At 58.3% G+C, this 25,929-nt stretch carries 23 protein-coding genes; 10 read left to right on the plus strand and 13 right to left on the minus strand.

Annotated features, from left to right (window positions below; all coding sequences use genetic code 11):
- The first annotated feature begins 41 nt into the window (after positions 1 to 41).
- The 3 genes from gpmI to ACXAGD_RS19095 are packed head-to-tail and all read left to right on the plus strand — an operon-like array spanning position 42 to position 4,033.
- Entirely contained in the window at positions 42 to 1,559 is a 1,518-nt protein-coding gene (gpmI, locus tag ACXAGD_RS19085) for a 2,3-bisphosphoglycerate-independent phosphoglycerate mutase (protein ID WP_475212937.1), read from the plus strand.
- Complete coding sequence (locus ACXAGD_RS19090; protein ID WP_475212938.1) at positions 1,556 to 2,686, plus strand: murein hydrolase activator EnvC family protein; 1,131 nt, start codon at positions 1,556 to 1,558, stop codon at positions 2,684 to 2,686. Before gpmI ends, ACXAGD_RS19090 begins: the two co-directional genes overlap by 4 nt.
- Before the next feature lie 6 nt (positions 2,687 to 2,692).
- Positions 2,693 to 4,033, plus strand: coding sequence for a S41 family peptidase (locus ACXAGD_RS19095; protein ID WP_475212940.1), 1,341 nt, complete (start codon positions 2,693 to 2,695; stop codon positions 4,031 to 4,033).
- Between the two features lie 97 nt (positions 4,034 to 4,130).
- On the opposite strand, the gene ACXAGD_RS19100 is transcribed toward ACXAGD_RS19095, so the two are convergent.
- From ACXAGD_RS19100 to ACXAGD_RS19120, 5 genes are all read right to left on the minus strand, one after another.
- Positions 4,131 to 4,517, minus strand: coding sequence for a type II toxin-antitoxin system death-on-curing family toxin (locus ACXAGD_RS19100; protein WP_475212942.1), 387 nt, complete (start codon positions 4,515 to 4,517; stop codon positions 4,131 to 4,133).
- The gene (locus ACXAGD_RS19105) at positions 4,514 to 4,738 is read right to left on the minus strand and encodes an AbrB/MazE/SpoVT family DNA-binding domain-containing protein (protein ID WP_475212944.1); all 225 of its coding nucleotides are present in this window, start codon (positions 4,736 to 4,738) and stop codon (positions 4,514 to 4,516) included. Before ACXAGD_RS19105 ends, ACXAGD_RS19100 begins: the two co-directional genes overlap by 4 nt.
- 95 nt (positions 4,739 to 4,833) lie before the next feature.
- Positions 4,834 to 6,360 carry an MFS transporter gene (locus ACXAGD_RS19110; protein WP_475212947.1) on the minus strand — a complete coding sequence of 509 codons (1,527 nt, stop codon included), beginning with the start codon at positions 6,358 to 6,360 and terminating at the stop codon, positions 4,834 to 4,836.
- A 78-nt stretch (positions 6,361 to 6,438) separates the two neighbouring features.
- Positions 6,439 to 6,798: a hypothetical protein gene (locus tag ACXAGD_RS19115; RefSeq protein WP_475212948.1), complete on the minus strand. Its 360-nt coding sequence runs from the start codon at positions 6,796 to 6,798 to the stop codon at positions 6,439 to 6,441.
- An 11-nt stretch (positions 6,799 to 6,809) separates the two neighbouring features.
- A complete protein-coding gene (locus ACXAGD_RS19120) occupies positions 6,810 to 7,571 on the minus strand; it encodes a DUF6478 family protein (protein ID WP_475212950.1) in 762 nt (253 codons plus the stop codon).
- Positions 7,572 to 7,814: 243 nt separating this feature from the next.
- Here ACXAGD_RS19120 and ACXAGD_RS19125 point away from each other — a divergent pair, with 243 nt between their 5' ends.
- From ACXAGD_RS19125 to ACXAGD_RS19140, 4 genes are read left to right on the plus strand one after another with little or no spacing between them, the layout of a single operon-like run.
- Positions 7,815 to 10,922 carry an ABC transporter transmembrane domain-containing protein gene (locus ACXAGD_RS19125; RefSeq protein ID WP_475212953.1) on the plus strand — a complete coding sequence of 1,036 codons (3,108 nt, stop codon included), beginning with the start codon at positions 7,815 to 7,817 and terminating at the stop codon, positions 10,920 to 10,922.
- Positions 10,915 to 11,805: a lysostaphin resistance A-like protein gene (locus ACXAGD_RS19130; RefSeq protein WP_475212955.1), complete on the plus strand. Its 891-nt coding sequence runs from the start codon at positions 10,915 to 10,917 to the stop codon at positions 11,803 to 11,805. Before ACXAGD_RS19125 ends, ACXAGD_RS19130 begins: the two co-directional genes overlap by 8 nt.
- Positions 11,806 to 11,863: 58 nt before the next feature.
- The gene (accD, locus tag ACXAGD_RS19135; protein ID WP_475212956.1) at positions 11,864 to 12,796 is read left to right on the plus strand and encodes an acetyl-CoA carboxylase, carboxyltransferase subunit beta; all 933 of its coding nucleotides are present in this window, start codon (positions 11,864 to 11,866) and stop codon (positions 12,794 to 12,796) included.
- Positions 12,793 to 14,067: a bifunctional folylpolyglutamate synthase/dihydrofolate synthase gene (locus ACXAGD_RS19140; RefSeq protein WP_475212958.1), complete on the plus strand. Its 1,275-nt coding sequence runs from the start codon at positions 12,793 to 12,795 to the stop codon at positions 14,065 to 14,067. Before accD ends, ACXAGD_RS19140 begins: the two co-directional genes overlap by 4 nt.
- 71 nt (positions 14,068 to 14,138) lie before the next feature.
- Here the strand turns inward: ACXAGD_RS19140 and zapE are convergent, their stop codons facing one another.
- Positions 14,139 to 15,197, minus strand: a complete 1,059-nt coding sequence (gene zapE, locus ACXAGD_RS19145) for a cell division protein ZapE (protein WP_475212959.1) — start codon at positions 15,195 to 15,197, stop codon at positions 14,139 to 14,141.
- Positions 15,198 to 15,345: 148 nt separating this feature from the next.
- On the opposite strand from zapE, the gene ACXAGD_RS19150 reads away from it, so the two are divergent.
- Complete coding sequence (locus ACXAGD_RS19150) at positions 15,346 to 16,587, plus strand: MFS transporter (RefSeq protein ID WP_475212961.1); 1,242 nt, start codon at positions 15,346 to 15,348, stop codon at positions 16,585 to 16,587.
- Here the strand turns inward: ACXAGD_RS19150 and ACXAGD_RS19155 are convergent, their stop codons facing one another.
- The 6 genes from ACXAGD_RS19155 to ACXAGD_RS19180 form a co-directional block, all read right to left on the minus strand.
- The gene (locus ACXAGD_RS19155; protein WP_475212963.1) at positions 16,588 to 17,496 is read right to left on the minus strand and encodes an ornithine cyclodeaminase family protein; all 909 of its coding nucleotides are present in this window, start codon (positions 17,494 to 17,496) and stop codon (positions 16,588 to 16,590) included.
- On the minus strand, positions 17,493 to 18,113 hold the full coding sequence (locus ACXAGD_RS19160) for an HAD family hydrolase (RefSeq protein ID WP_475212964.1): 621 nt from the start codon (positions 18,111 to 18,113) through the stop codon (positions 17,493 to 17,495). The genes ACXAGD_RS19155 and ACXAGD_RS19160 overlap by 4 nt, the downstream gene beginning before the upstream one ends.
- A 144-nt stretch (positions 18,114 to 18,257) precedes the next feature.
- The gene (locus ACXAGD_RS19165; protein ID WP_475212965.1) at positions 18,258 to 18,713 is read right to left on the minus strand and encodes a YaiI/YqxD family protein; all 456 of its coding nucleotides are present in this window, start codon (positions 18,711 to 18,713) and stop codon (positions 18,258 to 18,260) included.
- Positions 18,710 to 20,167 (minus strand): Si-specific NAD(P)(+) transhydrogenase, encoded by a 1,458-nt coding sequence (gene sthA / locus ACXAGD_RS19170; protein ID WP_475212967.1) that lies wholly within the window; start codon positions 20,165 to 20,167, stop codon positions 18,710 to 18,712. Before sthA ends, ACXAGD_RS19165 begins: the two co-directional genes overlap by 4 nt.
- A 3-nt stretch (positions 20,168 to 20,170) precedes the next feature.
- Positions 20,171 to 21,004 carry an S-formylglutathione hydrolase gene (gene fghA / locus ACXAGD_RS19175; protein WP_475212968.1) on the minus strand — a complete coding sequence of 278 codons (834 nt, stop codon included), beginning with the start codon at positions 21,002 to 21,004 and terminating at the stop codon, positions 20,171 to 20,173.
- 103 nt (positions 21,005 to 21,107) lie between these two features.
- Entirely contained in the window at positions 21,108 to 22,037 is a 930-nt protein-coding gene (locus tag ACXAGD_RS19180) for an AEC family transporter (protein ID WP_475212970.1), read from the minus strand.
- Positions 22,038 to 22,220: 183 nt separating this feature from the next.
- Here ACXAGD_RS19180 and ACXAGD_RS19185 point away from each other — a divergent pair, with 183 nt between their 5' ends.
- Together ACXAGD_RS19185 and ACXAGD_RS19190 are read left to right on the plus strand one after the other, a co-directional pair.
- On the plus strand, positions 22,221 to 22,838 hold the full coding sequence (locus tag ACXAGD_RS19185; protein ID WP_475212972.1) for a TetR/AcrR family transcriptional regulator: 618 nt from the start codon (positions 22,221 to 22,223) through the stop codon (positions 22,836 to 22,838).
- A gap of 129 nt (positions 22,839 to 22,967) precedes the next feature.
- The gene (locus tag ACXAGD_RS19190) at positions 22,968 to 24,704 is read left to right on the plus strand and encodes a sugar phosphorylase (protein ID WP_475212973.1); all 1,737 of its coding nucleotides are present in this window, start codon (positions 22,968 to 22,970) and stop codon (positions 24,702 to 24,704) included.
- On the opposite strand, the gene ACXAGD_RS19195 is transcribed toward ACXAGD_RS19190, so the two are convergent.
- Positions 24,688 to 25,917, minus strand: coding sequence for a glycosyltransferase family protein (locus ACXAGD_RS19195; RefSeq protein WP_475212974.1), 1,230 nt, complete (start codon positions 25,915 to 25,917; stop codon positions 24,688 to 24,690). The two genes, ACXAGD_RS19190 and ACXAGD_RS19195, sit on opposite strands and share 17 nt — an antisense overlap.
- Between the last annotated feature and the right edge of the window lie 12 nt (positions 25,918 to 25,929).

Here is a 25,929-nt window from a genome sequence, read left to right on the forward strand (position 1 = left end):
CGATACAAGACGGACCAAGAGCAGAAATCCGGAGAGCCGAAATGACCGCCCCCAAACCTGTTGTCCTGTGCATTCTTGATGGTTGGGGCCTGTCCGAGGACACCGAAGCCAATGCGCCTTATCTGGCCAAAACGTCCACCTTCGACGCGATCATGGCCAACGGCCCGCACGCTACGCTGATCACGCATGGTCCGGATGTCGGCCTGCCCAGCGGTCAGATGGGCAATTCCGAGGTCGGCCATACCAATATCGGCGCGGGTCGCGTTGTTGCCATGGATCTGGGGCAGATCGACCTGTCGATCGAAGACGGCTCATTCTTCGGCAACGAGGCGTTGCAGGATTTCATTGCCAAGGTGAAGGCTTCGAGTGGCACCGCGCACATGATGGGTCTGGTGTCGGATGGCGGAGTACACGGCCACCTGAACCACATCGTCGCCGCGGCCAAGGCAATCACCGACGCGGGCGTACCGGTCGCGTTGCACGCAATCACAGATGGCCGCGACGTGGCGCCGAAATCCGCCTTCACCTATATCGCCGAACTGGAAGATCGCCTGCCCGAAGGTGCCCGAATTGTCACCGTCAGCGGGCGCTATTTCGCGATGGATCGCGACAATCGCTGGGAACGCGTCGGCGAGGCGTATCAAGCGATGATCAAGGGTCAGGGCCGGACGGCAGCCACTGCGCATGGCGCGGTCGACCACGCCTACAACCAGTCGGAAACCGATGAATTCATCGTGCCCACGGTTCTGGAGGGCTTTGATGGTGTGAAAGACGGCGACGGGTTCTTTTGCCTCAATTTCCGCGCCGACCGTGCGCGAGAGATTCTGCGCGCGATTGGTGAGCCCGGTTTTAAAGATTTCGACACCGGCCCGCGCCCGCAACTGTCTGCCCTGCTGGGCATGGTCGAATACTCGGACGGCCACAACGCTTATATGACCACCGTGTTCCCGAAGCGCGACATCGTGAACACGTTGGGTGAATGGGTCGCCAAACAGGGTTTGCGTCAGTTCCGTCTAGCCGAGACCGAGAAATACCCGCATGTCACCTTCTTCCTCAACGGCGGCAAGGAAACCCCAGAAGTGGGTGAAGACCGGTTCATGCCAAAATCGCCCAAGGTGGCGACATATGACCTGCAACCCGAAATGTCTTCGACCGAAGTGACCGCCAAATTCGTTGAGGCGATTGAGGCGGGATACGACCTGATTGTTACAAACTATGCCAACCCGGACATGGTCGGTCACACGGGCGACTTGCAGGCCGCGATCAAGGCCTGTGAGGCTGTAGACGAAGGGCTGGCTCAGGTGGTTGCTGCGTTGAAAAAGGTGGGCGGTGCGATGATCGTGACCGCCGACCATGGCAATTGCGAGATGATGGTCGATCCTGAAACCGGTGGACCGCACACGGCACATACGCTGAACCCGGTCCCCGTGGCGCTGGTTGGCGGCCCCGAGGGCGCCACACTGCATGACGGGCGTCTGTCCGATCTCGCGCCGACTCTGTTGCAACTGATGGGTCTGGAACAACCGCCGGAGATGACCGGTAAGAGCCTGCTGTCATGACCTTTCGCGCGCTTGTAATGGCGCTGCTGTTTGCGGCATCAGCAAATGCACAGACAGACCCATCCACAGCCGCGCTGAATGCGGCGCAGATGCTCGAGGACGCCTCGGTCGCCCTGACCGAGGCCGACAGCGCCCGGGATCGTGTGCGCGCCCTGACCGAAACCATTCAGGCCTATGAGGCGGGTCTGACCGCAATGCGCGAAGGCTTGCGCCGCGCCGCCACGCGTGAGGCGCAGTTGGCTGCCGAGCTGCGCACCCGAGAAAAAGACATCGCACAGTTGCTTGGCGTGTTGCAGACCATAGAAACCACGGCACCGCCGGTGCTGATGCTGCACCCTTCGGGTCCGTTGGGGTCAGCTCGGGCGGGGATGATGCTGTCCGAGGTCACGCCGGGCCTCAATGCCCGCGCGCAGGCTCTGGCCCACGATTTGCAAGAGGTGCAGACCTTGCGCCAGTTGCAACAAAGCGCAGCGGAAACACTGACCGAGGGGCTCTCCGGTGTTCAGACCGCCCGCACACAGCTGAGCACTGCGATTGCTGACCGCACCGATCTGCCACGGCGCTTTGTCGAAGATCCGGTGCGGACCGCCATTTTGATATCGTCCACAGAGACTCTGGAAGGATTTGCCAGCGGGTTGTCTGAAATTTCCGAAGGTGAAATTGCCGAAACTAGTGCCGATATCTCGGACCGCAAGGGTGAGATTGCACTACCCGCGCAGGGTATTCTGCTGCACCGCGCGGGGGAAACCGACGCGGCGGGTGTCAAACGCCCCGGCGTAGTGCTGGGCACGCGTCCCCGCGCGATTGTGACTTCGCCGACGGCCGCCACCATTCGCTATCGCGGACCACTGCTGGATTTGGGGAATTTGGTCATCTTGGAGCCTCAGCCCGGGCTTTTGTTCGTATTTTCAGGCCTGCAAGAGGTGTACGGCAACACCGGGCAGGTGATCCCCGAGGGCACTCCGGTCGGGCTGATGCCCGGTGAAACCCCCGAAATCGGCGCTATTTTGTCAACAAGCGGTGATGGCACTGGAACTGACCGGTCAGAAACGCTCTATATAGAGGTAAGACAGGATAACAGCCCCGTGGACCCGGAATCGTGGTTTCGGACCAGCAAGGATGGATGAGTACGTATGAAGAAATTTGTGATGGCCGCTCTGGCCGGAACCGTGGCAGGCGTAATCGCAACCACTCAGATCGCGGGCCCTCTGCTGGCGCAGGAGGCCGAAAACAATGCCAGTGTCTATGAGCAACTGGATCTGTTCGGCGACATTTTTGAACGCATTCGTGCGCAATATGTCGAAGAGGTCGAGCCTGAAGAACTGATCGAAGCCGCAATTGACGGCATGCTGACCTCGCTGGACCCGCATTCCAGCTATCTTTCTCCTGACGACGCTGAGCAGATGCGCGTGCAGACTCGTGGTGAGTTCGGCGGGCTGGGCATTGAGGTCACGCAGGAAGAGGGCTTTGTGAAAGTCGTCTCGCCCATCGATGACACACCCGCAGATGCGGCGGGAATCGAAGCTGGCGATTTCATCACCCATGTTGATGGCGAAAGCATTCTGGGCCTGACGCTGGACAAGGCGGTTGACCTGATGCGCGGCCCGGTGGGTTCGGAAATCGTGATCACCGTCGTGCGCGAAGGTGAGCAGGAGCCCTTCGATGTCACCATCATCCGCGACACCATCAAGCTGACCGCCGTGCGCGCCCGGACCGAAGGCACCAGCGTCGTTCTGCGCGTGACCACCTTTAACGACCAGACCTTCCCCAACCTGCAGGAAGGGTTGAACGAACAGATCGAAGAGGCTGGCGGCATCGAAAAGGTCAACGGCTTTGTTCTGGACCTTCGCAACAACCCCGGTGGTCTGCTGACGCAGGCGATCAAGGTGTCGGATGCCTTCCTGAACGAAGGTGAGATCGTTTCGACCCGTGGTCGTGATCCGGGCGAAGGTGAGCGGTTCAACGCCACCCCCGGCGATCTGGCCGAAGGTAAGCCGATTGTGGTTCTGATCAATGGCGGCTCGGCCTCGGCGTCCGAGATCGTGGCCGGTGCGCTGCAGGATCACCGCCGCGCCATCGTGGTCGGCACTAAAAGCTTTGGCAAAGGCTCGGTGCAGACGGTCATGCCGCTGCGCGGGGACGGAGCCATGCGCCTGACCACGTCGCGCTATTACACACCGTCGGGGCGTTCGATCCAGGCGCTTGGCGTCAGCCCGGACATCATCGTCGAGCAGCCGCGCCTGACACCGAACGAAGACGAAGAGGATTCGGATCGTCCTTCGCGGTCCGAGGCCGATCTGCGCGGCAGTCTGAACAATGACAGCCTCAGCGAGGATGAAATCCGTCAGATCGAAGAAGATCGCGCCAAGGCCGAAGCCACTGCAGAGCTGCGCGAGCAGGACTACCAGCTGGCCTATGCCATTGACATCCTCAAGGGTCTGTCGGCCTTCAACCCGAATGGACCGTCGCAGTAACAGGAAAGAAGCCGCCTGATGGGCGGTTTCTGAAAACAAATGTTGAAAGCCCCGCTCGTTTTTGGCGGGGCTTTTCAATTCGATTGCATTTGTCGGTTCAGATGGGTTTCCAGCCAGCTTTCAACCAGTTTGCAAATTCCGCTTCATCAATCTGATCTGCTGCCAAACCTTCCATCATCTGCACACCCTTTGCCGGGCTGGGAAGGAAAGCATACCCGTTAAGCCGCAGAAATGTGAGAGCAGTCACAAAGGCCGTTCTTTTGTTGCCGTCGACGAAAGCGTGCGCCTTGGCGATGCCAAATGCGTATGCTGACGCAATTTCGGCAAGATCGGCATCAGCGTAGGCTGCTAGGTTCATGGCCCTCGCGCAGCCCATCTCCAAAAGCGCGCGGTCTCGTATTCCGGGGGCACCGCCATGTCGTGAAATCTGTCGGTCGTGAATAGCAACAACCGCCGCCAGCGGAACCCAGATCAGGGATTTCACGCCAGTGCCTGAAGCAGATCGCGGTTCTCGTCCATTACGATTTCAGCGGCCTCAAGCGCCTCGGCGACCGACGGGTCGTGGGCCATGATTTTCAACGTGCCATCGTCACCTCGTAGGACAAAAAGGGTGTCACCCTCTTTGGCATCGAGGATGGTCAACATCTCGGTGGACAGAGTCATGACAGCCGAATTTCCGACCTTGCGGATTTTAGTTTCGATCATTGTGCCCTCCGGTATATATTTATGTATATACCATTTTGGGTCGAAGCTGGCAAGATTCAACTGGTCCATTCGGGTGTGGCCTTTGTTTGGGTGTGTCAGCTTTCAACCTTATGCAGCTTTTCTTCGTCCAGCATCATGGCCAGCACGACCCCGACCGAAACCGACAGGGTTGCAAAGATGAAGGCCGTGTTCATTCCAGTATCAAAGGAGGCGGCGATGGCGGATCGGACCTTTTCGGCTTCGGCGCTGCTCAGCTTTTCCATGACGGCCTTGGCCGAGGATGTGGTCAGCGTTCCACCATTGATCGCCCGCTGACCGGCCTCTGAAATATCAATCCCAGCGGATGTGAGGCGTTCCCCCAGACTACGCAAACTGACAAGATACATGATCGCAGTAGCACAGGCGACCGAGATGGCACCGTAGACCAAATGTGTCATGAAACTCAGCCCACCAACTAGTCCGGCCCGCTCTGGTTTAACGGCGCAGACGGCTGCGGTACCGGAGGGCCCAACCGTCAGCGTAGCCCCAAGCCCGATCATCGCCATTCCGGGCAGGATCTGGAAATAGCCAAAGTCGGCGGGCATTACCACAACGCTGGCTGCCCCTACCGTGGCGCAGAGATATCCCCAGAACAAAAGTCGTTTAGGGCCGAAATCATTGTACAACCGGCCCGAAAGGATGGACCCCACCGCCAAAAGAATCGTCAAGGGTGCCAGCCCAAAGGCCGATTGCAGGGTCGTCCAGCCCAGAACCTTTTGCATGTATTGGGGAAAATACATCAGCCCGACAAAGGCGGCCGAGACGTTGAACATATTCAGGCCCAATGTGATGCGAAACTCTCGGTTCGCCATCATCTGCGGCAGCAACAACGGCTCTTTCACGCGCTTTTCCACCTGCGGGAACAGAACAAACAACACCGCGCTGACAAAGAACAACATCAACAGCGGGGCCGAGGTCCAGCCCCAGTCCGCACCCACATCCAGCCCGTAGAGCAACAGCAAAACGGCAAAAGACAGCACGCCCATCCCGGCAAAGTCGATGTGCTCGCCCTGCTTGTGCTGGGTTTCGCGCTGCATCAATAGCAGGGCGGTCACCATCGAAATGGTCGAGAACACCACATTTGCGAGGAAAAACAGCCTCCAATCCCCGAAGTTCACTGCCGCTCCGCTAATCAAGGGCCCAAAAACGTTGCCACAGGTCACGCCAGCCAGGATCAGCCCCATGATCATGGCCCGGTGCTCGGGGTGGGATACCTTGGTCGCGCCAAATGCCAGCGTACAGGGCCAGACGCAGCCTGCACCGATCCCCTGCAAAGCGCGGGAGATTATCAGAAAGTCCAGATTGGGTGAGACAAAACACATGACAGAGGAAAACAGAAAGATCGACAGTCCGATCAACATCATCTTGCGGTGCCCGAACATATCGCCCATGCGCCCTCCGGCGACCATGGTCATGGCGAAGAACAGGGCGTAGATGTTCAGAACCCACTGCGTGCTTGTTATGTCCGCATCGAAACTGTTTTCGATGGCCGGAACCAGGATCAGCGCGCCGGTAAAGTCGATGCCGATCCCGAACCCCGTCACCATCAAAGCAATGATTTTGACGATGCTGCTGCGATCCATGCGCTTTCCTAGGCTGCTGCGGATCACTCTAGGATGCACGGATTTCCGTTGAAAAGATAGGGAGCTGCCCCGAGCTGATCACTCGACCGCGTTCTGCGCCCGGCGAAATGCCCGTTTCAGCATGTCCAGTTCGGCGCGCAACAGCTCGACCTCGGCGCGCAGGTCATCCGCCGCGGGAGTGCCTGCAATGATGGTGAAATCACCAAGCTTTTCCGACGTCGGCGCATCAACGATCACAAAGCAATGCACCCCGTCGGACAGCGCGGCCACGGGTACGGGAACGGTCAGGTCCCAGCCACCTTCGGACGGCGAGACGCTTATGTCGTCGAGAGTTTCACCCAGATAGCGCACGTCAACTTTTGGTTCGGTGTCGGCCTGCAAATACCCCTGCCACAGGCCGTTTTCGAACCGGATAGGCGTCAATGTCGGAAGCGTCATGGTTGGAACTCTCACAAATCGGCGCGGTGGTGGCGGCAGAAGGTCAGATCGCGTAAGGCGACACAGTTCATATGCGGATTGTCAAAAATCAGGTCCAGCCAGATCTTCTCGATCCGCGACTCGTTCAGGGGCAAGTGGGCCAGGTCGAAATCCACCGAGTTGGACGGGGTGGAAAGATCAAGCTTGCGCAGCACCTGTTCGGTGTTGGGCCCGTGCTGGATGTTGAGCCGGGCAAACATCTCAAGCGGCTGTTCCAGCTCAACCTGCACATCAACGCGCATCAAATGCTGTCTTGTCAGCCCCTGCGCAGCCTCGGGCGGCAGTTCCACGGACAACGAAAGGAACGAACCCAAAAACCCGAAGACATCGACCGTCAGCCCGAACGCAGCCAGATCCTTGTCGCGAGAATTCCGGGTCTGACGCATCCCGATTTCGGCAAGTGGGCAGTTATGAAATAGTGTTACCTGCCGGTCCATCTGTGCCCTGCGGGGTGCCGAGGCCACCCCGAGGCGCGACAAAGGTCCGCGCCACAGGTCCGGTCGCCAGCACCAGTCTGTGCTCAGAGGTTTGGGGAATTGGGCTGACCCGATTCTGGGCCGCGCTAGGCGGCCATTGGCCTCGTGGATCAGCATATCCAGCTGTGTACGCAACTTGCGCGCTTCGTCCCGCTGTTGACGCAGCAATGGTTCAGGCGCTTCAGCCGCACCGCGTTGCACTTTGCGCCAACGCTCGACAACCCGGCGGTGAATATAGCGATCCAGAAGTCTGCCCATGGTCTCATCATTCAGAATGTGGCCCTGTTTAGTCAAAGACGGCGCAGGGATGAAAGGTGAATAAACGATTTTAGGGATCAAAACTCGCAAATTCGTGAGCAACGATAAGGATGGTCAATTCGGCGGCAATCTGTTAGCCCGCCGCATTCTTGCAATCGCCGGGGCCAGTGCGTACCGTCTGACACCTGATTGCATTGGATAATCCTAACAAAGCATCCAATAGATTTGAGGCACGACCGGGGCATGGAATCCACTCTGTTCGCATTCATCTGGAAACACTCCAGGAAACAACAGCTTGTCCTGCTGTTTCTGACAGTCCTGTCGTTTCCTTTCCTCTATGCCTCGCTTGAGCTGCCCAAGCAGATCATCAATGGCGCCATCGGCGCCCCCAGTGACTCGGTCGCGGTGCTGGGGTTCACGGTAACGCAGGTGCAGTACTTGATGATCCTGTGTTTCGCCTTTCTGGCCACGGTGATTGCCAGCGGATTGATGAAGATGCGTATCAACACGATGAAGGGCATTCTGGCCGAGCGGATGCTGCGCCGCCTGCGGTTCACCCTGATCCATCGTACTATGCGGTTTCCAAAATCCTATTTCGCCACCACCAGTCAGGGTGAACTGGTGTCGATGATCACCTCTGAGGCAGAGCCGATGGGCGGGCTGATGGGCGACGCCATCGCCCAGCCGGTGTTCCAGTTCGGCCAGATGATGACCATCGTCACCTTCCTGTTCATGCAAAGCGTCTGGTTCGGGTTGGCCAGTATCGCGCTGATCCCGCTGCAGGCGTGGCTGATCCCGAAACTGCAGCGCCAGATCAACCTGCTGAACAAGGAACGTATTCAGGAGGTTCGGAACCTCAGCTCAGAGATTGGAGAAAGCGCGGCAGGTATTAGCGATCTGCGCACCAATGGCGGCTGGCGATATCGGCTGGCGCAATTCAGCCACCGTTTGGGGCTCTTGTTCGAGATCCGGTTCAAGATCTACAACAAAAAATTCTTCATGAAGTTTTTGAACAACCTGATCACGCAGATGACGCCGTTTCTGTTCTACTCGGTCGGCGGTTATCTGGCGATCAAGGGAGAGGTGACAGTGGGTGCGCTGGTGGCGGCACTTGGGGCCTACAAGGACCTCAGCGGCCCATGGAAGGATTTACTGACCTATTACAATCAGGTACAGGACATGTCTCTGCGGTGGGAGGTGGTGACCGAGCGTTTTGCCCCCTCGAACATGATCCCGGAAGAGTTGTTCGTTGGCGAGCCCGAGGTGATCCCGCATCTGACCGGCGAAATTGAGTTGCGCAACGTGACCGTGCGTGACGATGATGGAAAAACCATCCTGGAAGACATCGACCTGACCATTCCGAAAGGTGCTCGGGTGGCGATCCAGTCCGGCCACTCCGCAGAACGCAATGCGCTCGCACAAGTGCTGACCCGCGAAGTCCTGCCGGTGCAGGGAGACGTCATTATGGCCGGTCATAACTTGAAGGACCTGCATCAGACCGTGATCGCAGCGCGGATCGGCTACGCCTATTCAAGGCCATACCTGTTCAACGGCACCTTGGGCGACAACCTGTTGATGCCGCTGCGCCCGCATCCTCAGCACGAGGCTGAGGCGGAACAAGCTCCAAACCGTTGGCAAATCGAAGCTTCCAGGTCCGGCAATCCAACGGATTCGCTGGCCGACGAATGGATTGATCCGGAACTGGCCGGGCTGGACGATATCGATGACATCCGGGACTGGTGGTTCAAACTGGTCGAAGCAATGGGGATCGACGAGTTCATGCTGCGGCGCACGCTGCGCACGCGGTTCGATCCAAAACTGCACCCGGTATTGGCGCAAGGGGTCGTGGACTTGCGCGAAACTGTGGCCCAGCGGCTTAAGGAAAGGGGGCTGGACCGTCACGTCTATCGTTTCGACCCCGAACGCTTTAACCCGGCTGTTCCGCTTGGCGGCAACCTGCTTTTTGCCACTCCGTCGCGGGACATCACGCCCGAGACGCTGGCCAGTGACACTCGGTTCCGAAGCATGTTAGGGATGCCCGATCTGGCCGGCGATGCTATGACCATGGGCACCACCGTTCTTGAGACGCTGGATCAGGCTTTTGGCCGCGACGGAACGGATCACCCGCTGTTTCTGCGTTTGGGAATGTCGAAAGACATGTATCACCGCCTGCTCGACATCAAGGATCGGCTTAAGTCCAGGGGGGACGGCGGGATCAGCGACTCGGAGCGCTCGCTGTTGCTGACCATCCCGTTCCTGTTGACGGCCGAGCAGATTGGCCCCGATTTCCCCGATGAATACAAGGACAAGATCCTTTCTATCCGCAAAAACCATTCCGAAAGGTTGCGCGGGGCGCTGGGTGAGATGTTCGTACCGCTATCTCCGGACAGTTACCTGCCGCGACTGACGGTGATGGAGAACGCGTTGTACGGGCGGGTCTCGCTGATGGCGGGCGCACACGCCGAAGAGATCGAGGACGTCGTGGCACAGGCCATCAACGAGGCCGGGCTGCGACGCCGCGCTGCATCCACCATGTTCGACCTGCCCACCGGTCTTGGCGGGAACAACCTGCCGACCGTATTTCAGGAACGCGCAGCGTTTTCCCGCGCCGGGATCAAACGCCCGGATATTCTGATCCTCGACAAAGCGCTGGCCAGCCACGATTCCCAAAGTCGCCTGCGCACGCGCCTACGGTTGCGCGAGTTGCTGCCGGATTCGATCATGATCTTCATGGAAGATCATTTTGCCCACCCCGAGGCCTATGATCTGTTCATTGAAATCAAGGATGGTCGCATCGACGGCGTCGCACGAACCCAGGACCGTCACGAAGAAGGGGCCTCGGCCGATCTAAGCAGGAAGCTGCAGATTATCGCTTCGACCGAGCTGTTCTCGGGTATCGACGCACGCAACCAACGCCTGCTGGCATTTTCGGCGCAATGGTATGAGGTGGCCGAGGGTCAGATGGTCTTTTCCCGCGGGCAGGCGCCCGACGCGGCTTATCTGTGCATCAAGGGGCAGGCCAATTTGATCTGGACCGAAGAGGGCGGCGGCAAGCGAACGATCTCGATCATCGAACCCGGTCGCCTGATTGGAGATTTGTCGATCATCACAGGTGATCTCCGTCAACTGGACCTGGAAGCCACCACCGATTGTACCTTCCTGCGTATTGGTGCCGAGGAGCTGCGGGCCGTGATCGAAAGCGATGCCTCGGTAGCGGTTCAACTGTTGCAAACCGTTGCCGGATATCTGACCACGTTGTCCAACAGGCTTAACACGGTTCAGAACACCGCTGATGTCTTCCCTGACATACCGCAATCTATCGATGGCGAAAGCACAGACAGCAATGCGTGAACCCGCCTCTTATTCCGCCCACGAACAGCTTGTGACTGACGCCCGTGCACGGCCCGAGATTTGGCGGTTGCTGGTCGGGCTTGTCATCGTCGGCGTGCTGTATGTAACGCTGAATTCGGTTCTGTTCGCCCTTATTGGTGGCCTGCTTTCGCCGGATCAGGCGCAGGGATTTCTGCGAGGCACCTCAACTCTGGCCACGCTAATTCTGCTGATGAGTTTCGGTTTTCTGACGCTGGGTGTGGCCATTGCAGCCCGGCAGATGCAGCGCCGTTCGTTGCGTGCGATTCTGGGGCAGCGCAGTCTGTTCCGGCTGCAATTCTGGAAAGTGACGCTGGCCTTAGCAGTTTTGGGCGTGGTCCTGACCCTAGCGCCGCCTTACGGAATGGGCGAGCCGCTGACCCAGAACCTAGCCCTGTCGACTTGGTTGTTGTTGCTACCGGTGTCGGCAATTGCAGTACTGATTCAAACAAGCGCCGAAGAAGTGCTGTTTCGGGGATATATTCAGCAATCCCTGGCGGCTAGATTCCGGTCGCCAGTGATCTGGATGGGTTTGCCTTCGGTTTTGTTTGCCGCCGGACACTACGCGCCGGGCGTGACAGGGGATAATGCGTTGCTCGTGACAATCTGGGCCTTTGTGTTCGGCTTGCTGGCCGCTGATCTGACAGCAAGATCCGGAACGCTGGGTCCCGCTATCGCCTTGCATTTTCTGAATAATACCGTTGCGTTGTTGTTCATTTCAATGCCCGACACCCTCAGCGGTCTTGCGTTGTACCTGCTACCATACGAGTTGACCGAAACTGGAATGCTGCGGCAATGGCTGTACGTGGATTTCGCGGTGATGATTGTCTGTTGGCTGACAGCGCGACTTGCGCTCAGGCGTTGATTGCATTTCCTTCCGTGGCGTCTTATTTGACGTCAACGCCGCTTAATAAGGTTCCGACATGAACTGGATCACAAACTACGTCCGCCCCCGGATTAACTCGATCTTCTCGCGCCGGGAAGTGCCCGAAAATCTTTGGCACAAGTGCGACGAATGCGGCACAATGCTTTTCCATCGTGAGCTGGCGGAAAACCAGAACGTCTGCACCCAATGCGGTCATCACATGGCGATCACCCCGCGTGACCGGTTCAAGCACCTGTTTGACGGTGGAATTTTCACTGAGGTCGACGTTCCTGCGCCTAAAGACGACCCGCTGCAGTTCCGCGATCAGAAGAAATATCCTGACCGCATGAAAGCCGCGCAGAAAAAGACCGGTGAAAAAGAGGCGATGCTGGTCGCCAGCGGTGAGATTGGCCGCACACCGATCGTCGCTGCTGCGCAGGACTTCTCGTTCATGGGCGGCTCGATGGGCATGTATGTCGGCAACGCCATCATCGCCGCCGCGCAGGAGGCGGTGAAACTTAAACGCCCGCTGATCCTGTTTTCGGCTGCGGGTGGCGCACGGATGCAGGAAGGCATCCTCAGCCTGATGCAGATGCCGCGAACCACCGTCGCTGTCGAGATGTTGAAAGAGGCGAATCTGCCTTACATCGTCGTGCTGACCCATCCCACCACCGGGGGCGTGACCGCGTCTTATGCTATGCTGGGCGACGTGCATATTTCGGAACCTAATGCACTAATCTGCTTTGCCGGGCCGCGGGTAATCGAACAAACCATCCGTGAAAAACTGCCCGAAGGGTTCCAGCGCGCCGAATATCTGCTGGATCACGGAATGCTGGACCGCGTGACCAAACGCACCGAAATGCGCGAGGAACTGATCACCATCACGCGCATGCTGATGAACCAGCCTCCGGCGGTCAAAGGCGACCTGCCTGCGCCCGAACCTGAAGAAGCCCCCGCCGAAGCACCGGCTGAGGACGCAGGCGAGAAATGACCACCCAGACATCTGACGTCATCCTTGACCGGATGATGGCCCTGCACCCCAAGATCATTGACCTGACCTTGGATCGCGTCTGGCGTTTGCTGGCTGCGTTGGACAACCCGCAGACCAAACTGCCGCCGGTGATCCACATCGCCGGAACCAATGGCAAAGGTTCGACCCAGGCCATGATCCGGGCAGGGCTGGAAGGCGCAGGGCTGTCGGTTCACGCATATACCTCGCCGCATCTGGCACGGTTTCACGAGCGCATCCGCTTGTCCGGAGAGTTGATTTCCGAGCCCGACCTGACGGCAGTTCTGGATGAATGCTACGCCGCCAATAACGGCGAAAACATTACTTATTTCGAGATCACGACCTGCGCCGCCCTGCTGGCTTTTGCGCGGGCGCAGGCGGACTACACTCTGCTTGAAGTCGGACTTGGCGGTCGTCTGGACGCAACCAATGTCATTCACGAACCGGCCGTCACGGTGATCACGCCGGTGTCGATTGACCATGAGCAATTTCTGGGCGACACGCTGGGCAAAATTGCCGCGGAAAAGGCAGGCATCATCAAACCCGGTGTGCCTTGCATTGTCGGCCCGCAACAGGACGAGGCGCTGGAGGTCATCGAATACACCGCTGCGCGTCTGGGCGCTCCGCTGTTGATCCACGGTCAACACTGGCACGTGCATGAGGAAAACGGACGCCTGATCTATCAAGACGAAACCGGCCTGCGCGACTTGCCTTTACCGAACTTGTTGGGCGCACATCAGATCCAGAACGCTGGCGCCGCGCTGGCTGTTTTGCGCCACTTCAATCTGGGCGATGACGCCTATGAAGCCGCCGTAACCAAGGCCGAATGGCCTGCACGGATGCAGCGTTTGAAGACCGGCCCGCTTGTCGACGCCGCGCCGCAGGCCGAGCTGTGGCTGGATGGCGGCCACAATGCCGCCGCCGGGATCGCGCTGGCTGACGTTCTGGCCAAACTGCCCGACCGTCCTACGCATATGATCTGCGGTATGCTGAATACCAAGGACGTCACCGGCTATCTGTCTCCGCTGGCGAAACGTGCCCAAAGCCTGACCGCCGTCTCTATCCCCGGAGAGGCCGCCACGCTCAGTGCTGAAGACACCGCCGCCGCTGCGGCCAAGGTTGACCTAGCTGCGACAACCGCCGACAGCGTCTCTGATGCGCTGAACGCGATCGTGGCAGAAAACCCGCAAGCTCGCGTGCTGATTTGCGGCTCGCTTTATCTAGCTGGCAATATCCTGCGCGAAAACGGTTGAAGAACGACCGCTAAGAACTCTCCCTGCCGATTAAATACCCCCACGGCGAAAACGGTGGGGAGCAGAGCTGCTTATTTCCCCCAATCCTGATCCTGCATCTCACGCAGGCGCGAGGCGGTGCGTTCAAATTCAAACGTCCCTTCACCCTCGACGTACAGCATTTCGGGCTCGGCCGCGGCGGAACAGATCAGGCGTACCTTAGCCTCATAAAGGGCATCAATTAGCGTCACGAACCGCTTGGCTTCATTGAAGTTATTCCGCGACAGGCGCGGGATGTCCTCCAAGACCAGAACCTTCAGTTCCTCAGCAATTGCCAGATAATCCGCAGGCCCAAGCATTCGACCGCATAGATCGTAGAAGGATGCCCGCGCAACCCCGTTGCGAAAGGCGGGCAGCTCAACCGCGCGGCCTTTGACCTGCAGGATCAGCGGCTCGGCGTTGCCACCTGACAAATCGTTCCAAACACTGCGAACGCTCTGCCGCGCTTCGGGTCCGATCGGCGAGAAATAAACCGGCGCCCCTTCCAGCCGGTTCTGGCGGTAATCCGTGGGTGAGACCAGTTCCCACACCTGTAGCTGCTCTTTGATATGGGCAATGAAGGGCAGAAACAGCTGCCGGTTCAACCCGTCCTTGTAAAGATCATCGGGATGCCGGTTCGAGGTCGTCACGACCACAACTCCACCCTCGTACAGCATGTCAAACAGCCGCCCCACGATCATCGCATCGGTTATGTCGGTGATCTGCATCTCGTCAAAGGCCAGCAGCTTGACTGTCTTCACGACGTCTTGCGCCACCGGAGCCAGCGCGTCTTCGACACCGTCCTGACGAGCCTTGTGCATTCCCGCGTGGATTTCCTGCATAAAAGCGTGGAAATGTACGCGCCGCGAAGGGATATCCCCCAACGCATCAACGAACATATCCATCAGCATCGACTTGCCGCGCCCGACGCCGCCCCACAGATACAACCCTTTCGGCGGAGGAGGGGCTTTGCGAAACAGCCCGCGCTTGACCGGAGCGGCAAGAGCTGTGCGGATGCGCTCGAAATGAGGCAGCACGGCTTCTTGCGCGTCATCCCGCGTAAGGATGCCCTGCGCAACTCTGTCGTTATAAAGCGAAATTAAATCCGTCATGAACCCGAGCCATAGCGCCCCCACTAAGGCTTGAAAAGCAGCCATTTTGTCGATGCATCAAATTTCCTTAAGTGAAACCGCAAATCTGTTGATTTGACGCTGTGTGCAAAACCGCTAATCCTCAGCCAGCTAATTCCCCGAGGTCCGAATGCCACAGTCTGCCCGCCTGCTAAACCCGATCCTGATCGTCGGATGTATCATCATCATGGTCAGTTTCGCCGTGCGCGCTTCGTTCGGGGTATTTCAGATTCCGATTGCCAGCGAATTTGGCTGGCTACGAACCGACTTTTCGCTGGCGATTGCGATCCAGAACCTCGCCTGGGGGATAGGGCAACCGATCTTTGCCGCAATTGCAGAAAAGGTAGGTGACCGGAAAGCGATCATCCTTGGCGCGCTGACCTACGCGGCTGGGATGGTGCTATCGGCGTGGTCGATCACGCCGTTCGGGCACCAGATGTACGCCTGGCTGGTCGGCTTCGGCATCGCGGGTACGGGCTTCGGCGTTGTGCTGGCCGTTGTCGGGCGCGCGTCGTCTGATAAGAACCGATCGATGTCTTTGGCCATTGTCACGGCGGCGGGCAGCTTCGGTCAGGTAATCGGTGCGCCTACGGCCGAGTGGCTTTTGACTTTCCTGCCTTGGCAACAGGTCTTCATCGTCTTCGCTGCCGCAATCCTTGCACTTGTGCTGACACTGCCCTTCATGCGCGCCCCGCAACCGGTCAGCAAGGCTGAACTGGAAGAGAGTATGAGTCAGATTCTGGGTCGCGCCTTCCGCGATCCGTCTTATGCGATGATCTTTCTGGGCTTTTTCAGCTGCGGCTATCAATTGGCCTTCATCACCGCTCATTTTCCGGCCTTCGTAACCGAGATGTGTGGCCCAATCCAACCCGGCGGTGTCCTGCATTCATTGGGAATCACCACCACGTCTGCCCTCGGGGCGGTGGCCATCTCGCTGGTGGGGCTGGCGAATATCGGAGGCACGTTGCTGGCCGGTTGGGCTGGGAACCACTTCCCCAAGAAATACCTTCTGGCGGCAATCTATACGGGTCGCACTTTGGCGGCGGCGATCTTCATCATCCTGCCGATCACCCCGATGTCGGTCATCGTCTTCTCAATCGTCATGGGGTCGCTCTGGCTGGCGACGGTTCCGTTGACCTCGGGCCTTGTCGCGCATCTGTATGGGCTGCGCTACATGGGCACGCTCTACGGCTTTATTTTCCTCAGCCACCAGATCGGAGGCTTCCTCGGGGTCTGGTTGGGCGGCCGAATGTATGACGTCTATGGCGACTACACGATGGTCTGGTGGATCGGCGTAGCCGTTGGCGCCTTCAGCGCCATCGTCCACTTGCCCATTCGCGAGAACAGACCTCAGGTTGCTGCCGCAGCCTGATTAGACCCCATATTTGCTGATGATGTATTGGCTGGTCATCAGGTCCAAATGTGCGCCACCACCGTTCTTGAACAAAGTGATGGTGGTGGGGTCGGGGGTGAACTTGTCCAGATCATAGTAGTCAGCCACCAAGTCCGCACGTGCAATCACGCCCTGTTCTAGCGGTGTTTTGATCTCACCGATATGATCAACGGTTGAGTCGAAACTGTCCATGAAGATGCGGGCGCGCTGCAGCGCCAGATCTTCGGCCTCGCGCATGTCGGGCCGATAGGCGCCGACGAGGTTCAGATGCTGACCTGGGCGTAGCCACTCGCCCTTGATGAATGGCTGAGTGCTCATAGTTGCAGTCAGAATAATATCGGCCCGATCCACCGCATTGGCCAGGTCATATTCGACGTCGACATGCTCCAGTTTTGCAGCCAAATCTTCGGCTTTGGAACTTGTGCGGTTCCACAACCGTATTTTGGCCTGCGGGAAACCGGCAGCAAAAGCTTCGCAGAGCGAATGAGCAACCGGACCTGCGCCCACGATTAGGATTTTGCGGCTGTTTGGGTTTGCCAACCGCAGCGCGCCCAGCAAGCTGTCCCCGGCTGTTTTCCACTTGGTCACCAGAAAAAAGTCAACCAAGGCCGTCAATCGCCCATCCGCGTCGTCATAAACGCTGACCGATCCATCTATCGCAGGGCGCCCAGCCTGAACGTTGCCCGGGAAAATGGTGGTGGATTTCACCGCAATTCCCAGCCCGTCAACCCAGGCCGACCGCGACAGCAGCGTATCCGCGCCGCGGTACAGAAACGTGTCCTCTATCTGCGCCTTGGGCCGTTGATGTCCTTCAGCGATGGCCTGGGTCAGTTCCAACCAGTCCAGATTGGCTTCTCCGGCAGCAAAGGGGATTTGCAGAACGTTCATCGCGCCTCATCCGCGGTTAACAGACCTTCGGCGACCAGACGGTCTGCCCAACCCTGAGGACCGTTGAAATGATGCGTCTGCCATCCGCGCGCTCGTGCCGTTTCGATATTGTCGATCCGGTCATCCGCGAACAGCAGTGCTTCGGGGGCGACGCCGCAATCGGCCTCAAGCATCTCATAGATCGGAACGTGAGGCTTCACGGCCTGCATACGCCCCGAAACATACAGCCGGTCGAATTCGTTTAGAAACGGGTAAACAGTTGTAGCATAATCGAAATTCTGCACCCCAAAGTTTGTGAGTGCGAAAACCGGAATATTCTTGGCGCGCAAAGCCCGCTGCAGTCGGACCGAGTGCGGGATCTCGGGCGAGGCCAGCTCAATCCACTTGTCGTGCCACATCCGGATCTCATCGCGCCATTCGGGATACTTCTCGGCCCAGTCATAGATCGTGTCGGTGAAGTGGTGACCCTGATCCACCAGATCATTCATTCCGTGTAGATCAACCTCAGCGAACATAGCGCGGCGGCGCTCCTCCCCGATCACCTTGTCGTAATAGCGTTCGGGTTGCCATTGGATCAGAACGTTCCCAATATCGAAAATCACGGCTTCAATCGGCATGATGTGCCCCTGTCAAGTCTATCCAATTTGCGCCGACTGAACCAATCCCAGAGCAGATTTACAAGTGCAGAACCGCAGCGCGCAGCGCTGCCCGGCCCAACCGGAGAAGGCGCATCTTTGATGCGTCTCTGACGGGCGGGAGGGCTACCCTCGCAGGGCTGCTCGCAATTCCCGCTCGAGCGCATCAAGGAAACGGGACCGATCTGCCTTGCCAAAAGATTTGCCAGCGCCGCCGGCCCCCAAGGGGTTAGCGGCACGCAGGTCAGCCATCAGATCGCGCATCGCCAGTTGTTGGCCGATATTGGCCGCCGTGAAGGCCTCGCCATTCGGGCGCAGCACTCGCGCGCCCGCTTCCACGCATTTTGCGGCCAGTGGGATGTCCGAGGTCACCACCACATCCTCCGACCCGCAACGCTCGGCAATCCACTTGTCCGCCTCGTCCGCGCCTTCCGCCACAATTACGACCTGCACCAGAGGGTTTGCCGATGGCCGCAGCCCGCCGTTCGAGACCAATGCCATTGGCACCTTGTGGCGAGTCGCCACGCGTTCTGCCTCAGCCTTTACCGGACAGGCATCACCATCGACATAGAGCGTGGTCACGCCTTCTTGACCTGTTTCTTCGCAGGTTCAGCGGGTTTCTTTCGCACTTTGAACTCTTCGGGGATCGGCATCCTGTTGAACGCGTCCAGGCCCGCGATCTTGTAGGCCTCGGCCAGTGTCGGATAGTTGAACGTGTTCTGTACGAAGTAGTCCACTGTACCCTTCAGGTTCAGCACGGCCTGTGCAATGTGGATCAACTCGGTCGCGCCTTCGCCGACGATCTGCACGCCCAGCACCCGGCGGGTTTTCAGCGAGAACAGCATCTTCAGCATCCCGTGCTCCAACCCCATGATATGCCCGCGCGAGGTTTCGCGGAACCGCGCCACGCCGACCTCATAGGGGATGCCGCGTTCCTGCAGCTCTTCCTCGGACATGCCGCAGGTGGAAATTTCGGGCACTGAATAGATGCCATAGGGGTACCATGGGCTTTCGGGCAGGGTGGGCGTGTCCAGCGCATGACAGGCGGCCACGCGGCCTTGCTGCAAGGACGTCGAGGCCAGCGACGGGTGACCGATCACATCACCGGTCGCATAGATATGCGGCACGGCAGTCTGATAAGTCTTGCGATCCACTTTGATCCGATTGCGGTGATCCGTTTCTAGTCCAACAGCATCCAGATTCAGCTTGGACGTCGCGCCCATACGACCCGCAGCGAACAACAGCATCTCAGCTCGGACGTGACGACCGTTTTCCAGCGTCAATTCGACATGAGATCCCGCGTCCTCGATCTTTTCGACCGCAGAGCCCAGCCGCAGATCGACGCCATTTTCGCGAATCTGGTGAGTGAAATCGTGAATCAGGCGGCTGTCGATGAAATCCAGAAACGAGTCGCGCGGTTCGATCAGTGTCACCCGCACGTCCAGCGCCGAGAACATTGTGGCGTATTCCACCCCGATCACACCGGCCCCGATCACCACCAGCGAGCGCGGGATTTCGGCCATCTCGAGGAACTCATCGCCATCCACGATCGTTTTGCCGTTGAAAGGCACGTAGTCCGGTCTATAGGTCTTGGTTCCCGTAGCAATCAGAAATTTGGCCGCCGTCAGACGCGTGGTTTCGCCCGCGTCCGTCGCGACCTCTACCTCATGCGGGCCAACGAATTTGGCCAGACCGTTCAGGGATTCCACATGGTTGCGATTGAACTGGTGCTCCAGCACATCGACCTCGTGGTCCAGTGTCATGTGCAGACGCGCCTTCAGGTCCTCGGCCCGGATCTGATCCTTGACCCGGTACGAGCGGCCGTAAAAGCTGCGCTCGCGCCAGCCGGACAAGTTCAGAACGGTCTCGCGCAGCGTCTTGGAAGGGATCGTGCCGGTATGGACCGAGACACCTCCGAACCGGTCCTTGCGGTCGATCACTAGCACCCGACGTTTCAGTTTGCCCGCCTGAATCGCGGCGGCACGCCCGGACGGGCCCGACCCGATAATGATCAGGTCGTAATCGAAATTGGGCATCCGTCAGTCTCCGTACAACGCCTCGGCGTGAAAGGTGATGTGATCTTCCATAAAGGTCGACACAAAGAAATATGAATGATCATAGCCCGGTTGCAGACGATAAGTTGCCTGTTGCCGACGTTCGGCAATCGCTTGCGCCAGAGCTTCGGGGCGCAGCAGGTCGATGAATTGATCGCTGGATCCGGTGTCAATAAGGATTGGCCCGTCAAACCCGACCTCTTTCATCAGCAACGAGGCATCATGCTTGGCCCATGTGGCCTCATCCGCGCCCAGATAAGCACCCAGTTGCTTGCGACCCCAATCCGCGCCGGTTGGATTCGAGATTGGCGCAAAGGCCGAAACCGAGCGGAACCGTCCCGGCAGGTTCATGGCCAGCGTCAGCGCGCCGTGACCGCCCATCGAGTGGCCGGTAATGGCCTGACGGTCCATGTCGATGGCGAAGTTCTCGGCCAGCAGGGCGGGCAGTTCCTCGGCCACATAATCCCACATGTTAAAGTGTGGCGCCCAGGGGGATTGTGTTGCGTTCACATAGAACCCGGCACCCTGACCCAGATCGTAATCTTCGTGATCGGCCACGCCCGCGCCGCGCGGCGAGGTGTCGGGGAAGACCACGGCGATACCCTGTTCGGCTGCCCAGGCCTGAGCGCCCGCTTTGGTCATGGCGTTTTCGTGGGTGCAGGTCAGGCCAGACAGGTACCACAGAACCGGAACCGGGCCATCTTTGGCCTCAGCCGGAAGAAACAGGCCAAAAGTCATGTCGCATTGGCAGGCTGCGGAAGAGTGGCGGTAAACGCCCTGAACGCCACCAAAACAGGCGTTTTCGGAAAGGGTTTCCATCTGGCAGAGTCCTTAGCTTTGGGTCGCGATATGGCTAACCCTACAAGGACGTGGCGTAAAGGCCATGCGCCTTCGGCGGGAGTACTTTTTTGAAAGATGACGCTCAGAGTGTTGCGACCCAGGCAATAACGAACGGTACTGTCAGGATGCTGGCAGCCGTAGACAGCAGGATGGCCGCCGAAGCCCGATGCGGGGCCACGCCATAATGGGCCGCCAGCATGTAGACATTTCCCGCGACCGGCAGTGCGGCAGCTGCAATGGCGACCGCAGCCGGAAACGCAGCTACCGGGATTACCCACAGCAAAGCAACGGCAACACAGGCCGGGTGGACGACCAGTTTACAAAAGCTTAGCCAGGCCGCGACCTGCACCCGTTCGGCCGACTTGGAGGCCAGCGAGGCCCCGATCGCGAACAGCGCACCCGGCGTGGCGGCCCCGCCTAGAATCGTTAGAAAATCGTTCAAAGGCCCGGGAACCGGCACTTGAAACGCCGACCACAACATGCCTGCGGAAATCGACACGATCATCGGGTTCTTTAGTAGCCCCAGCCCAATCAATCGCAGGGTTGCGGGCGTCAGCCGCCCGTCGCGCCCGGCATTGATCAAAATCACGATCAGCGACGAAAACACCACCAGATCAACCGTCAGAACCAGCATCACCGGCCCGATGGCGGCTTCGGACAACAGCAGGGCCAGCATTGGAAGACCCAGAAAGCCGACATTGCCGATGGCGGCACATTGGGCCTCGACCGCGGCGGTTGGGATATCAAGCCCGCGTATCCAAGCCACAAGCGTCGCCAACGCGTAGACCACAACAGTGCCCAGCAGATAGCCTACGACAAGGCGGCCATTGAAAATTTCGGCAAAAGGCAGAGTGGCGGCAAAGCGGAATAGCATAGCCGACAGCGCAAAGAAAAACACGAATTTGGTCAGATAGGCCGTTGCTTCTTCCGTGAAGAACCGGGTGCGCCCGGCCCAATACCCAAGGCCGATGATCGCGAAAAACGGAAGCGTGCGTAGAAAGATATCGACCATGGCCAGAGTGTTAGCATTGTTTGAAGGAGCGGCAAGCGTTTAGCCGCCACACCTGCCTGGTGCTAGGCTTTGACGTGAAAATGAACGGATTTCAACTGGTCGCATCCCCGGAAATTACGCGAATCGTTGTATCTGAACCGAACGGTTTATAGTTTCAGAGGATCAACACACCAAGGAGAGCCCATGACAGAGACAGCCGCCATCCTTCGTACGGGTCGCAAATTCGATCAGGTTTTGCGTGGTGCCCGAGAGGTTTTCATGGCGGATGGTTTCGAAGGCGCAAGCGTCGATGACATCGCGCGCGCTGCAGGTGTATCCAAGGCTACGCTCTACAGCTATTTTCCCGATAAACGGCTGCTGTTCATGGAGGTCGCGCAGACCGAGTGCAAACGGATGGCCGAAAACGTCATTTCGATGATCGACGATTCCAAACCCGCACGTGAGGTTCTGACGATCACCGCCACTCAGCTAGCCGCTTTTCTGGTGTCGGATTTCTCGCAGCAGGTGTTCCGAATCTGCGTGGCTGAACGGGATAGGTTCCCCGAACTCGGCACAGTGTTTTTCGAAGCGGGACCTCAGAACGGCCAACGGCACATGGTTGAATATCTGGAAAAGGCGGTGAAAAAGGGCGAACTGGCAATTGAAGACCTTCAGATTGCGGCCGAGCAGTTTTCGGAACTCTGCAAGGTGCGTATCTGGACCAAGGCCGCTTTGGGTATCCAGACCAGTTTCACCCAATCCGAAATCGACGCAATCGCGCTGCAGGCGGTGGACATGTTCATGGCCCGTTATGGGGTCTGACCAAGTTTTGAGCAGGCGCGCGGGCGTTTGCCCAAAGAAAGGCCGTTCAAACAGTTGAGGTTTGACAGGTGGACCGTTCTGGAAAACCATCAAGCGGATACAGCGAAGGCCCTGTGACCCTTGACCAGTGTGAACACCAGCTTCTCCCGCCGACTGAACGATCTGCTCGTTCAGATTTACCCCGATCATGATCAAGCTAAACTGGTCCGCCAGATCACCGAAGCCTTTTGGCCCGAGGGAACGCATCGACGCAAACAGGGACGCAAGCCAGGTAACAAGCTGTGGTCCGAAAAGGACAGCGTCCTTATCACCTATGGCAACTCGATAGAGGATCAGGTCCACAAACCGCTGGACCTGCTGCATGATTTTCTGCTTCGACATCTGAGCGGCGTCGTGAACGGTGTGCACATCCTGCCGTTCTTTCCGTTCACCTCTGATGACGGGTTCGCGGTGTCTGATTACTATACCGTCAGCCCGCAATTGGGGGATTGGACGGATATCACCCGGATCGCGGGCGACTTTCATCTTATGTCCGATCTTGTGTTGAACCATGTCTCAAGCCAGGGCGCGTGGTTCACCAATTTCCTACAGGGGAAGTCCCCGCACGACCGGTTCTTTTTCGAAGCCTCGCCAGAGGATGATCTTTCTCAGGTCGTGCGTCCGCGTACCACCCCTTTGCTGCGGCAGGTCGAAACCAATCAGGGTGAGAAATACGTCTGGTGCACGTTCAGTCACGATCAGGTGGATCTGGATTTTTCGAACCCCGTAGTGCTGATCGAAATGCTGCGGATTATCCGTCTGCACATCGACAAGGGGGTGCGCATCCTGCGGTTGGATGCGGTGGCATTCGTCTGGAAAGAGATTGGCACAAACTGCATCCATCTGCCGCAAACCCATGCCATTGTGCAACTGCTGCGGCTGCTGTGTGACTACACTACAGAAACCTTGGTGCTGCTGACTGAAACCAATGTACCGCGCACCGAAAATCTCAGCTATTTCGGCAACCGGAATGAGGCGCACGCGGTTTACAATTTCCCACTGCCGCCACTGATCCTGCATGCGATGCAATCCGGTACCGCGCAATATCTGCGTGAATGGCAAGCCGCGATGCCACCTGCGCAGCTTGGCTGTGCCTATCTGAATTTCACTGCCAGTCATGACGGCATCGGCATGCGCCCCGCCGAAGGGGTACTGCCGCCCGATGAAAAAGACCGCATGATCGACACCGTGCGGCGGATCGGCGGGCTGGTGTCGATGCGAGCACTGCCTGATGGGCGCGAGGAACCCTATGAGCTGAATTGCGGGTATTTCGAGGCGATGCGCGAGACCTTTACTGGCGAAGATCGATACCACCTCGCCCGTTTCATCTGCTCGCAAACCATCGTCATGTCGCTTGAGGGGATACCGGCCTTTTATATCCACTCTCTGCTGGCCACACCCAACGATCACGAGGCGGTCGAAAGGCGTGGCATGAACCGGGCGATCAACCGGCATCGCTGGCATTATCCCGATCTGCTGGCGCGGCTGGCCGATCCGGGGTCCTATCAGGCGCTGGTGTTGTCGGAACTGTCACGCCGATTGCGCCTGCGGTCTCAGCAGGCGGCATTTCATCCGAATGCCACCCAATTCACTCTGCGGCTGGACAACCGCTTGTTCGGCATCTGGCGGCAGAGTCTGGACCGCAGCCAGTCCATCTTTGCGCTGCATAATGTCTCGTCCGACCCGGTGCATGTCAGCCCCGCTGAGATCAATATGATCGCCGAGGAGGCCTGGACCGACGCCCTGACCGGAGAAATACTTGCCACCAACGGCCCTGATATCGTGCTGGCGCCTTATCAGTGCCGCTGGATCACGAACGCGGGGTGAACTCCTTAAGATCCTCGGACACCGCCGCCTTCAAGCGCAACAGAAATTCCGAGTCCGCCGAGTGTACGCGGTTCCACGTTGGAATGAACGGTGTTTCGTGCGGGTTATCGAGGAAGACCTGACCCGCACGGATGATGTTTTCGGCGAACAGCTCGATGGACTTCTCTTCCTTGTGGCGGTCCAATTCCAGTCCGTTCATCTTGGCGTCGGTATAGTAACCCTCGAGCAGGTCCAACGCTGATCGGTAATAAGTGGCCTTCAGCGTGCGGAAGGTGTTGGGCGTGAACACGGTGCCATCGGCGGCCAGTTTGCGGAAGATCGCCTTGCAGATATCGGTGGACATGCGGGAAAGGCCGCGGTTGGCATCTTCGGGCGACAGGTCCTGATGCTTGTGGTCGTAATTGTCGGCGATCTCAACCTGGCAGACGGATTTCGGCGCCAGGTTGCGCCAGGCCTCGGACAAAACGCCAATTTCCAAACCCCAATCTGATGGGATACGAAGATCGGGCAGGGTGGGCGTGCGAATGGCGAACTCACCCGACAACGGATAGCGAAAACTGCGCAGATAATCGAGGTAATCGCGATCCCCGATCACTTTCTTCAATGCAATCAGCAGCGGACTGACAAGCAGACGGGTCACGCGCCCGTTCAACTTGCCTTCGCCAATGCGGGGATAGAACCCTTTGGCCATCTGGAACGGAAAGGTCGGGTTGACCACCGGATAGACCAGACGGTCCAGCATTTGCCGGTCATAGGTTAAGATATCGCAATCATGGATCGCCATGACTGAGCTGTCGGCACAGGCCAGTAGGTAGCCGATGCAAGACCAGACATTCTTGCCCTTTCCGGGTTCCTGTGGGGCCAACCCCATTTCGCGCAGCTGACCCTCAAGCTGGGTCAGGCGTGGGCTGTCATTCCAGATTACCGCATGGTTTTGCGGCAGGTCGGCAAAAACCGCGCGGGCGTGGCGATATTGCGCCTCATCCGCCTGATCCAGACCGATGATGATACGGTGCAGATAAGGCACCTGCGCCAGTTCCTTCAGGATGCCCGCCAGCGCTGGCCCTTCCAACTCCGAATACAGGCAAGGCAGGATCAGGGTGATCTTTCGTGTTTCAGCAAAAACCGAAATCTCATGCGCCAGTTGTCCGGCGGGTCTGCTGCGCAGGTTGTGCAAAGTGGTGATGTTACCGTTCTGATGAAAGTCTGCCATGTCTGGTGCCTT

This window comes from Ruegeria sp. ABF4_144, assembly GCF_056160045.1.

Bases quoted from the DNA above. Each gene is read 5' to 3' on its own strand.
- gpmI (WP_475212937.1), top strand. From the start codon at position 42: ATGACCGCCCCCAAACCTGTTGTCCTGTGCATTCTTGATGGTTGGGGC.
- ACXAGD_RS19090 (WP_475212938.1), top strand. From the start codon at position 1,556: ATGACCTTTCGCGCGCTTGTAATGGCGCTGCTGTTTGCGGCATCAGCA.
- ACXAGD_RS19095 (WP_475212940.1), top strand. From the start codon at position 2,693: ATGAAGAAATTTGTGATGGCCGCTCTGGCCGGAACCGTGGCAGGCGTA.
- ACXAGD_RS19105 (WP_475212944.1), bottom strand. From the start codon at position 4,738: ATGATCGAAACTAAAATCCGCAAGGTCGGAAATTCGGCTGTCATGACT.
- ACXAGD_RS19110 (WP_475212947.1), bottom strand. From the start codon at position 6,360: ATGGATCGCAGCAGCATCGTCAAAATCATTGCTTTGATGGTGACGGGG.
- ACXAGD_RS19115 (WP_475212948.1), bottom strand. From the start codon at position 6,798: ATGACGCTTCCGACATTGACGCCTATCCGGTTCGAAAACGGCCTGTGG.
- ACXAGD_RS19120 (WP_475212950.1), bottom strand. From the start codon at position 7,571: ATGGGCAGACTTCTGGATCGCTATATTCACCGCCGGGTTGTCGAGCGT.
- ACXAGD_RS19125 (WP_475212953.1), top strand. From the start codon at position 7,815: ATGGAATCCACTCTGTTCGCATTCATCTGGAAACACTCCAGGAAACAA.
- ACXAGD_RS19130 (WP_475212955.1), top strand. From the start codon at position 10,915: ATGCGTGAACCCGCCTCTTATTCCGCCCACGAACAGCTTGTGACTGAC.
- accD (WP_475212956.1), top strand. From the start codon at position 11,864: ATGAACTGGATCACAAACTACGTCCGCCCCCGGATTAACTCGATCTTC.
- ACXAGD_RS19140 (WP_475212958.1), top strand. From the start codon at position 12,793: ATGACCACCCAGACATCTGACGTCATCCTTGACCGGATGATGGCCCTG.
- zapE (WP_475212959.1), bottom strand. From the start codon at position 15,197: ATGACGGATTTAATTTCGCTTTATAACGACAGAGTTGCGCAGGGCATC.
- ACXAGD_RS19150 (WP_475212961.1), top strand. From the start codon at position 15,346: ATGCCACAGTCTGCCCGCCTGCTAAACCCGATCCTGATCGTCGGATGT.
- ACXAGD_RS19155 (WP_475212963.1), bottom strand. From the start codon at position 17,496: ATGAACGTTCTGCAAATCCCCTTTGCTGCCGGAGAAGCCAATCTGGAC.
- ACXAGD_RS19160 (WP_475212964.1), bottom strand. From the start codon at position 18,113: ATGCCGATTGAAGCCGTGATTTTCGATATTGGGAACGTTCTGATCCAA.
- sthA (WP_475212967.1), bottom strand. From the start codon at position 20,167: ATGCCCAATTTCGATTACGACCTGATCATTATCGGGTCGGGCCCGTCC.
- fghA (WP_475212968.1), bottom strand. From the start codon at position 21,004: ATGGAAACCCTTTCCGAAAACGCCTGTTTTGGTGGCGTTCAGGGCGTT.
- ACXAGD_RS19180 (WP_475212970.1), bottom strand. From the start codon at position 22,037: ATGGTCGATATCTTTCTACGCACGCTTCCGTTTTTCGCGATCATCGGC.
- ACXAGD_RS19185 (WP_475212972.1), top strand. From the start codon at position 22,221: ATGACAGAGACAGCCGCCATCCTTCGTACGGGTCGCAAATTCGATCAG.
- ACXAGD_RS19195 (WP_475212974.1), bottom strand. From the start codon at position 25,917: ATGGCAGACTTTCATCAGAACGGTAACATCACCACTTTGCACAACCTG.